At 72.1% G+C, this 9,983-nt stretch carries 6 protein-coding genes; 5 read left to right on the top strand and 1 reads right to left on the bottom strand.

The genetic code is table 11. From position 1 onward, the window contains the following. The 5 genes from B9S61_RS34195 to B9S61_RS34180 form a co-directional block, all read left to right on the top strand. A partial coding sequence (locus B9S61_RS34195; RefSeq protein WP_103545659.1) for an ABC transporter ATP-binding protein occupies window positions 1–1,590 on the top strand: 1,590 nt, incomplete at its 5' end. 212 nt (window positions 1,591–1,802) lie between these two features. After that, a complete protein-coding gene (locus B9S61_RS41250) occupies window positions 1,803–1,952 on the top strand; it encodes a hypothetical protein (RefSeq protein ID WP_181007658.1) in 150 nt (49 codons plus the stop codon). Window positions 1,953–2,250: 298 nt separating this feature from the next. After that, window positions 2,251–4,296: a M4 family metallopeptidase gene (locus B9S61_RS34190; RefSeq protein WP_103545658.1), complete on the top strand. Its 2,046-nt coding sequence runs from the start codon at window positions 2,251–2,253 to the stop codon at window positions 4,294–4,296. Between the two features lie 72 nt (window positions 4,297–4,368). Continuing rightward, window positions 4,369–4,890, top strand: a complete 522-nt coding sequence (locus tag B9S61_RS34185; RefSeq protein ID WP_103545657.1) for a DUF1990 family protein — start codon at window positions 4,369–4,371, stop codon at window positions 4,888–4,890. A gap of 299 nt (window positions 4,891–5,189) precedes the next feature. Next, window positions 5,190–6,248 carry a glycoside hydrolase family 11 protein gene (locus B9S61_RS34180; RefSeq protein WP_103545656.1) on the top strand — a complete coding sequence of 353 codons (1,059 nt, stop codon included), beginning with the start codon at window positions 5,190–5,192 and terminating at the stop codon, window positions 6,246–6,248. A 78-nt stretch (window positions 6,249–6,326) separates the two neighbouring features. On the opposite strand, the gene B9S61_RS34175 is transcribed toward B9S61_RS34180, so the two are convergent. After that, on the bottom strand, window positions 6,327–8,948 hold the full coding sequence (locus tag B9S61_RS34175) for a glycosyltransferase family 1 protein (protein WP_103545655.1): 2,622 nt from the start codon (window positions 8,946–8,948) through the stop codon (window positions 6,327–6,329). Window positions 8,949–9,983 lie beyond the last annotated feature (1,035 nt).

Genomic DNA, 9,983 nt, shown 5'->3' with positions numbered 1-9,983 from the left:
GACCGGCTGGCGCCGGTCATCCTGCTGTGCGCCGTCATACAGTTGCTGCTGTCCCGGTGGGCCCGGTACGTGGGGCACCGCTTCGGCGAGCGGACGCTGGCCCGGGTACGGGAGCGGTTCGTGGACCGGGCGCTGTCGCTGCCGTCGTCGGTGGTGGAGCGGGCCGGCACGGGCGATCTGACGGCGCGGGGCACGGCGGACGTCACCACCGTCGGCACCACGCTGCGTGACGCCGGTCCCGCGCTGCTGGTCAACGCGGTGCAGTCGCTGTTCGTGATGGCCGCGGTGCTGGTGGTGGACCCGCTGCTCGGCGTGCTCGGTCTGCTCGGACTGACGCCGATCTGGCTGGTGCTGCGCTGGTACCTGCGCCGGGCCCGCGACGCCTACCTCGCGGAGGGCGCGGCCAACTCGGACGTGGCGGAGATCGTCGCGGCCACGGCCGCGGGGGCCCGTACGGTGGAGGCGTTCCGCCTGGAGGAACGGCGGATCCGGGCCTCCCGCGAGGCCCTGGAGACCTCCCGGCGCACCCGGTTCCACACGCTGTTCCTGCGTACGGTGTTCTTCCCGGTGGTCGAGACGTCGTATGTCGTGCCGGTGGCCGGGGTGCTGCTGCTCGGCGGATGGCTGCACCAGGAGGGCATGGTGAGCCTCGGGGCGGTGGTGGCGACCTCGCTGTATCTGCTGCAGCTGACCGGGCCGCTGGACGAGGTGCTGATGCGGCTGGAGCAGCTGCAGGCCAGTGGTGCCTCCTTCGCCCGTGTGGAGGGGCTGGCCCGGGCGCCGCGCGCGGTGCGGCGGGGCGACGGTCCGGACCCGTCCGGCGACCGCATCGACGTGACCGGGGTGCGCTACGCGTACGACGGGGGCGGCGAGGTGCTGCGCGGGGTCGATCTGACCGTGACACCGGGGGAACGGCTCGCGGTGGTGGGGCCGTCCGGGGCCGGCAAGACCACGCTGAGCAGACTGCTGGCGGGTGTGGACGCGCCGACCGCGGGGACGGTGACGGTGGGCGGGGTGCCCGTGGCCGAACTGGACCCGGAGCGGCTGCGACGGCAGGTGGTGCTGGTCACCCAGGAGCACCATGTGTTCCTCGGTTCGGTCCGCGACAACCTGCGTATCGCCGAGCCAGCGGCTTCCGACGACGAGTTGTGGGCCGCGCTGACCGTGGTCGGCGCCGGGACGTGGGTGCGGGAACTGCCGGAGGGGCTGGACACCGAACTGGGCGAGGCCGGTCACGCCACCGACGGCTCCCAGGCCCAGCAACTGGCCCTGGCCCGGGTGGTACTGGCGGACCCGCACACCCTGATTCTCGACGAGGCGACGGCTCTGCTCGACCCGACGACCGCGCGGCACACCGAACGCGCCCTGGCCGCCGTACTGGAAGGCCGTACGGTCATCGCCATCGCCCACCGTCTGCACACGGCGCACGACGCGGACCGCGTGGCCGTCATGGAGAACGGCCGGCTGACCGAACTGGGCCCGCACGACGCCCTGGTGGCCGCCGACGGCGTCTACGCCTCCCTGTGGCACTCCTGGCACACCAACCACCCCACCACCCCACCCGGGGCGCCCCCTTCCAGCGCAGTCTGAGAGGACGCGGCCCAAGCCCTGAGCCGGTCCGGCGTTCGAGGACAAGGCCCGTTCAGGGCCACAGGGGGTCCGGGGCGCAGCCCCGGGGACGATGGGGGTCCCCCCGCTCGAGCGAAGCCGAGAGTGGGGGAGGGAAGGGGCGGCGGGGGCGCGGCCGTCGTCCTCGCCCTGTCCGTCCTGGCGGCCTGGCGGCCTGGCTGTCCAGGGTGCTGGTGGAGGACCCGGTGCGGTTCCGGGCCCGGTGGGCGACCGGCCGCCGCGGCGTCCTCGCGCCCGTCGCCGCGTTCGCCGCCCTGGCGGCACTGTGGGCGCTGATCCCCGAGCCGCTGACGGGGCCGGTTCCGTCGATGTCACGCGCCTGATGTCCACGGACGGCCGACCCCGCCCACGTCACGCTTTGACCGTTCGTATACCGAACCCTGACTCCCGCACAACGAACGATTTCCGGCCAATTTCTTGACGCGGTCCTGACAGCAACCGCGATCCCCTGCCACTCTTCCCACGGCCGCTGAACAGCAACCTCACAGCTCCACCCCACGGCGTCACCCCACCGCTGCACGGCGGCCACGGCTCACAGCACTTCCGTTCTGCCCGGACGGCTCACCAGCCGGCCGGTCTCCCCAGGCCGCGCGACCCGTGGCCACGCAGAAGGAGTCAGCGTTGAGAACCAGGTCGTCCCACAGACGCACCCCCCACAGCACGCACCGCCGCGCCGCCGCCGTCGCCCTCGCCGGGGTGGCCGCGCTGATCGCCACGGCCGTGCAGTCCGGCACCGCCACCGCCGCCCCGGAGCAGACGCCGGCGGCCGCGAGCAAGGCGAAGCCGGGCGCCGAGTCGGTCGCGCTCACCCCCGCCCAGCGCGCCGCACTGATCCGCGAGGCCAACGTCACCAAGGCGGAGACAGCGAAGGACCTCGGACTGGGCGCGAAGGAGAAGCTCGTCGTCCGTGACGTCCTCAAGGACCGCGACGGCACCGTGCACGTCCGCTACGAGCGCACCTACGACGGGCTGCCCGTCCTCGGCGGCGACCTGGTCGTCCAGGGCGACACGGCCGGCGCGGCCGACGCCGTCGTCAAGGCCACCCGGGCCGCGGTGAAGCCGGCGACCACCACCGCCGAGGTGCCGGCCGCCGACGCCGAGCGGCAGGCCCTGTCCGCCGCCAGGGCCGAGAAGGCCGAGGGCGCCGACGTCGACCGCGCCCCGCGCAAGGTGATCTGGGCGGCGAAGGGCACGCCGGTCGTGGCCTACGAGACGATCGTCGGTGGCCTACAGCACGACGGCACCCCGCAGGAACTGCACGTCGTCACGGACGCCACCACGGGCGAGAAGCTGTACGAGTGGGAGGCCATCCAGAACGGAACCGGCCACACCGTCTACAGCGGCACCGTCGACCTGACCACCACCCAGTCGGGGTCGTCGTACAACCTCACCGACGGGGCGCGCGGCGGGCACAAGACGTACAACCTCAACCGCGGCACGTCCGGTACCGGCACGCTGTTCTCCGGCTCCGACGACGTGTGGGGCAACGGCAGCCCGTCCAACCTGGAGTCGGCCGGCGCCGACGCCCACTACGGGGCCGCTCTGACCTGGGACTACTACAAGAACGTGCACGGCCGCAGCGGAATCCGCGGCAACGGCGTGGGCGCCTACTCCCGGGTCCACTACGGCAACAACTACGTCAACGCCTTCTGGTCGGACAGCTGCTTCTGCATGACCTACGGCGACGGCTCCGGCAACGCCAACCCGCTCACCTCGATCGACGTGGCCGCGCACGAGATGACCCACGGTCTGACCTCGAACACCGCGGGCCTCAACTACAGCGGCGAGTCCGGCGGCCTGAACGAGGCGACGAGCGACATCTTCGGCACGACGGTCGAGTTCTACGCCAACAACTCCTCCGACGTCGGTGACTACCTCATCGGCGAGGAGATCAACATCCGCGGCGACGGCACCCCGTTGCGCTACATGGACAAGCCGAGCAAGGACGGCGCGTCCAAGGACTCCTGGTACTCGGGCATCGGCAACATCGACGTCCACTACTCGTCCGGGCCCGCGAACCACTTCTTCTACCTGCTGAGCGAGGGCAGCGGCACCAAGACCATCAACGGTGTCACCTACGACTCACCCACCTCGGACGGCCTCCCGGTCACCGGCATCGGCCGCGCCAAGGCCGAGAAGATCTGGTTCCGCGCGCTGACCACGAAGTTCACCTCCACCACCAACTACGCCGGCGCCCGCACCGGTACCCTGGCGGCCACCGGTGAGCTGTACGGCACGGACAGCGCCGAGTACAGGGGCGTGCAGGACGCGTGGGCGGCCATCAACGTCGGCTCGCGATCCGGTGACGGCGGCGGCGGCGGTACGTCCTTCGAGAACACCGCCGACGTGTCGATCCCGGACAACGGTGCCGCGGTGACGTCCTCGATCACCGTCACCGGACGGTCGGGCAACGCGCCGTCCAACCTCCAGGTCACCACCGACATCGTGCACACCTGGAGCGGCGACCTGGTCGTCGACCTGGTGGCCCCGGACGGCTCGGTGTACAACCTGCGCAGCCGCACCGGCGGCTCCGCGGACGACATCAAGGAGACCTTCACGGTCAACGCCTCCGCCGAGACCGCCAACGGCACCTGGAAGCTGCGTGTGCAGGACCAGGCGTCGTACGACACCGGCTACATCAGCGGCTGGAAGCTCACCTTCCCGTAAACCGGGAGCGAGTGACCCGAGCGGCGCCCCGCCTTCCCCGAAGGCGTGGGCGCCGCCCTACTCTTGGGTCCCATGTCTTCGGCGGACTTCACCTACGACCACGTCGGCGCGACCCGGGATCCCGGATTCTGCCCTCCCGGCTACCACCCCATGCGGGTACGCACCCGTCTCGGCGAGGGCGAGCCGGTCTTCCGCCAGGCGGCGGAGGCGCTGCTCACCTGGGAACTGCACCGGGCACTGGGCGTCGGCATCGAGACCTCCGCCGACCGCGCGGCCCCGGACGTCGACGTCACCGTCACCCTCGCCGGCGTGGTCAGGGCCCCGTGCCGGGTGGTGTGGACGGTCGAGGAGCACCGCAGGGCCGGCTGGGCGTACGGCACCCTGGCCGGCCACCCGGAGAGCGGCGAGGAGGCCTTCGTGGTGGACCGCACCGGCGACGGAACGGTATGGCTGACCGTCTCCGCATTCAGCCGCCCCGCCCGCTGGTACTCCCGCGCGGGCGGCCCGGCCACCCGGGGCCTCCAGCACGCCTACGCCCGCCGCTGCGGCAAGGTCCTCCGCCGCCTGGCCACCCACGGCCTCGACGAGTACTGACCTCCACGGGTTCGAAAGTTTCGCATCGTCACGCCGGTGACGGCGTCGACTCCCCCGCCACCAGCACGTGAGCACCCCTCCTGACCCAGGTGCGGCACCGGATCGGGTCATCGAAAAAATTCGGGAACATTACGAAACTATTGACAACTCGAGGACCCCGCACGACTGTTGTGGCGCTCTCCGGCCGTGCGTGCGCCGTAGGGGCAGGACCGGTCTCTGTCGCCTCGTTGGTGAACGCCGAGGTGGGCTCGGCGTGTCTCCCTGTCACCGACGGTGCCTTCACGAGGAGGAACAGTTCGATGAGCGCACCCCCACACGGCTCCGGCCCCCGTCCGGTCAGCCGCAGAAAGCTCGTCCTCGGCGGTGCCGGGGCACTGGTGGCAGCGGCGGGGTCGGGTCTGCTGCTGCCCGGTACGGCCCGCGCCGACCAGGTCCTCACCAGCAACTCGACCGGTACGTACAACGGGTACTACTACTCCTTCTGGACCGACTCCCCCGGCTCCGTCAGCATGACGCTGGGGGCCGCCGGGCAGTACAGCAGCCGGTGGAGCAACACCAACAACTGGGTCGGCGGCCTCGGCTGGAGCAACGGCAGCCGGCGGAACGTCACCTGCTCCGGCATGTTCGACCCGGGCAGCAACGGCTACCTGGCGCTGTACGGGTGGACCTCCAACCCGCTGGTGGAGTACTACATCGTCGAGAACCACGGCCCGCACGACCCCGGTTCGGCCGGACAGCGGCGCGGCACGGTCGACGCCGACGGCGGTTCCTACACGATCTACGAGTCCACCCGCCGCGACGCGCCGTCGGTGGAGGGCACCAAGACCTTCCAGCAGTACTGGAGCGTCCGGAACAGCAAGCGGTCCAGCGGCACCATCAACACCGGCACCCACTTCGACGCCTGGCAGGCGGCCGGGATGCCGCTGGGGGCCTTCAACTACTACATGATCATGGCCACCGAGGGCTACCAGAGCTCCGGCAGCTCCAACATCTCCCTCAGCGGCGGGAACACCACACCGCCGCCGGACGACGGGGAGACGACACCGCCGCCGGCCACGGGCGCCTGCAACGCCACGTACCGCACCACCAACGCGTGGAACAACGGGTTCAACGGTGAGGTGACCATCACCGCGGGCAGCGGCGGCGTCTCCAACTGGAGCGTGCCGCTGACGTTCGCCGGCAACCAGACGATCGTCTCGCTCTGGAACGGCACGGCCGGCAGGAGCGGGAACGTGGTGACCGTGACCCCGGCCGGTCACCACCGCACCCTGGGTGCGGGGCAGTCGACGTCGTTCGGCTTCACCGCCAGCGGGCCCTCCAGCCCCGCGCCGTCGGTCGGCAACTGCGGCGCGGGCTGATCCGGCACAGCGCTCCCCGCCCGCCTCGGCGCGGTGCCATGCCCATCGGCACCGCGCCGTCGCCCGCGCGGGAAGACCTCACCGCATCAGCAGCCCCGCCGCCTCCGCCACGTCCTCCGCCGGCACCGCCACCAGCCCCAGCTCGGCGCCCGACGCCAGCAGCCGGTGGCTGGGGAGGATGCGGACCGTGTAGCCGAAGGGGCCCGTACGGTCCAGGGACAGCGGGCCCTCGTACACCCAGCGCCCCTCCTCGTCGCAGGTGCCCACCGGCTTCAGCGGCACGGCCGTCGCATCGGTGATGCGGTCCTCCTCGTCCACCCGCCCGGCGACCGCCTGCACCTCGACGTCCTCCGGTTCGATCCCGCCGCCGAGCCCCACCCGCACCCGCAGCCCGAGCGTCGCACCGAGCTGGGCGGTGGCCGTCGCCACGGACGTCTCGACATGGTCGACGGTCACCCCGTGCCAGGCGCCCCGCACCCTCGACTTCCACGCGGCGAGCGCCCGCGCGGAGTCCGCGTCCATCGCGCGGTGGGCGTGCGCGGCGGGCGCGTAGAGGCGCTCGACGTACTCCCGGACCATGCGGCCGGCCAGCACCTTCGGGCCGAGCAGGCTCAGCGTCCGGCGCACCATCTCGATCCACCGGTCCGGCAGCCCGCTGCGCCCGCGCTCGTAGAAGGACCGCGTCACCCGCTGCTCCAGCAGGTCGTACAGCGCCGCGGCCTCTATGTCGTCGCGCCGGTCCGGGGCGGTCCCGGCGCCGTCCGCCGTGGGAATGGCCCAGCCGAAGTCGGGCTGGAACCACTCGTCCCACCAGCCGTCCAGCACGGACAGGTTGAGGCAGCCGTTGAGCGCCGCCTTCATCCCGCTGGTGCCGCACGCCTCCAGCGGCCTCAGCGGATTGTTCAGCCAGATGTCGCAGCCCGGGTAGAGCTTCTGCGCCATGGCCATGCCGTAGTCGGGCAGGAACACGATCCGGTGGCGTACGCGCGGGTCGTCGGCGAAGCGGACCAGTTCCTGGATGAGCCGCTTGCCGCCGTCGTCGGCCGGGTGCGCCTTCCCGGCGATCACGATCTGCACCGGCCGGTCGGGATGCAGCAGCAGGTCCATCAGCCGGTCCCGGTCGCGCAGCATCAGCGTCAGCCGTTTGTACGACGGGACGCGCCGGGCGAAACCGATGGTCAGCACGTCCGGGTCGAGCACCCCGTCGATCCAGCCCAGCTCGGCCGTCCCGGCGCCGCGCTGCCGCCAGGAGGCGCGCAGCCGTTCGCGGACCTCCAGCACCAGCAGTTCGCGCAGGGACCGGCGCAGCTCCCAGATGTCCTGGTCGTCGATGTCCGCCACGGAGTCCCAGCGGTCCGAGTCACCGACGCTCAGTGCCTCCTCGGCGCGCTGGGTGCCGATCTGGCGGGCACCGAGCCGGAACACCTCGGGGGCGACCCAGGTGGGCGCGTGCACCCCGTTGGTCACGGAGGTGATGGGCACCTCCTCGGGGTCGAAGCCCGGCCAGAGCCCGGAGAACATCTCCCGGCTGACGTGACCGTGCAGCAGGGAGACGCCGTTGGCGCGCTGGGCGAGGCGCAGCCCCATCACGGCCATGTTGAAGAGGTTGGGCTCGCCTCCGGGATAGGTCTCCATGCCGAGCCTGAGGATGCGGTCGACCTCCATCCCCGGCAGCTCGGCGTGCGGGCCGAAGTGCCGGGCGACGAGGTCGCGGTCGAAGCGGTCGATGCCGGCCGGCACGGGCGTGTGGGTGGTGAACACGGTCCCCGCGCGGACCGCCTCGAGCGCCGCGTCGAAGTCCAGCCCGTCGGCACGCAGTTCGGCGATGCGCTCCAGGCCGAGGAAGCCGGCGTGCCCCTCGTTGGTGTGGAAGACCTCGGGTGCGGCGTGCCCGGTGAGCCGGCAGTACGTGCGCACCGCGCGGACACCTCCTATGCCGAGCAGCATCTCCTGGAGCAGCCGGTGCTCGCTGCCGCCGCCGTAGAGCCGGTCGGTCACCCCGCGTTCACCGAGGTCGTTCTCCTCGACGTCGGAGTCCAGCAGGAGCAGCGGGATCCTGCCCACCTGGGCCAGCCAGATCCGGGCGCGCAGGGAGCGGTCGCCGGGCAGGGCGAGGGTGATCTGGGCGGGGCTGCCGTCGGCCTCCTTGAGCTGGTCCAGCGGCAGCTCGTTGGGGTCGAGGACGGGGTAGTGCTCCTGCTGCCAGCCGTCCCGGGACAGGGACTGGCGGAAGTATCCGTGCCGGTAGAGCAGACCGACGCCGATGAGCGGGGCGCCGAGGTCACTGGCGGCCTTGAGATGGTCGCCGGCCAGGATGCCGAGACCGCCGGAGTACTGCGGCAGCGCGGCCGTGATGCCGAACTCCGGGGAGAAGTAGGCGACGGCGGCGGGCAGGCGTCCGGGCTGCGCCTGGTACCAGCGGTCGCCGGTCATGTAGGCGTGCAGATCGCCCGCGACGGTGTCGAGACGGTCCAGGAAGTCGCGGTCCGCGGCCAGCTCGGTGAGCCGCTCGGTCGCCACGCTGCCGAGCAGCCGTACGGGGTCCCGGCCGGTGGCGGCCCAGCGCTCGGGGTCTACGGAGCGGAACAGGTCACGGGTCCCGTCGTGCCAGGACCAGCGCAGATTGCGGGCCAGATCGCTCAGGGGCCCGAGGGGTTCGGGGAGCACGGGTCGGACGGTGAATCGACGGATCGCCTTCACTGTTCACCTCGGCGCGTTCGTGAGAGACGCGGTGTGCGTCCGGGCATCGCAGCCGACAGTACCGGCGCGGACACCGTCCGCGCGGGAAGCTGGGAGAAACGGGTAGCTTCATGCCGCTAAGCAAACGATTCACCTGATGGCGGATATGGCTGGTTCCGGCCTCATGGGCGGGCCGGAACCGGCGGGTCACGGAAGCGGGGCGGGGAGTAGGGCCGCAGGGGGCGGGGAGAGGAGCCGGTGGCCGTGGGAGACGTGTCCGGCCCGCGCGGAAGGGGGTCCTCCTGCGGAGGGGGAGGCGTGTGTTCCGGCACGGCCGGACCGCAAGGGAGCGGTCGAGGTGCCGGCGTCCGGCCGGCAGGGCAAGAATCCGGCCTTTTCCCACCACGGACCGGCGCTCGATCCGTTCGCCCCGGGACCGCCTGCCGCCTTCCCCTCCGCGGGCGGCCCCCTCGCTCGGATCACCCACCCGGGTGCGCCGACGGCCGCCCGGCCCCATGGCGGGCCCGGCGGCGCAGCGGCTCACCGTCCACCGGAAACCGACTCCGCCCCGGGCGGCAAAGGCACTGGTCAAGCGGGTGCCGAACGGAATGGCAGCGGGGCGCGGACCGGGCCCGCCGTACCGGCCGCACCGGGCTCCGCGCGCGTCCCGTCACGCGATGCCGCCGCCGTGGCGAGCCGGGAGCCGACGGGCTCCGCACCGCACCGCCCGGGATGGGAACGAGCCCATACCGGGCACTCCCACGACCGGCTCCGTCCCGTACCGGCAAGGCCGGTCTTGTGTGTCGACATACGCGTGAGTAGTTAACACATCGCCGGATTGCCCACCCGAACAGTGTGGGAAGGCTCCTGCGGGTACACCCCACAGAAACCCCGCAGGACCCACCTCCCCACAGTCATCCGCCCACCCACGTTGACGCGGACAGGAGCGGTCATGCCCGCCAAGCACCACTCGTCGTCGCCCCCGCAGCACGGCGCCCAGGCGCCCGTGAAACGCGGTGCCGGGGCCTCTCCCGGCCGCCGCGCCGAGACCGGCCC

The organism is Streptomyces sp. SM1, assembly GCF_002910825.1.
In the GTDB taxonomy this organism is placed as follows: domain Bacteria; phylum Actinomycetota; class Actinomycetes; order Streptomycetales; family Streptomycetaceae; genus Streptomyces; species Streptomyces okerensis.
This window is presented reverse-complemented; position numbering and strand designations above follow the sequence as displayed.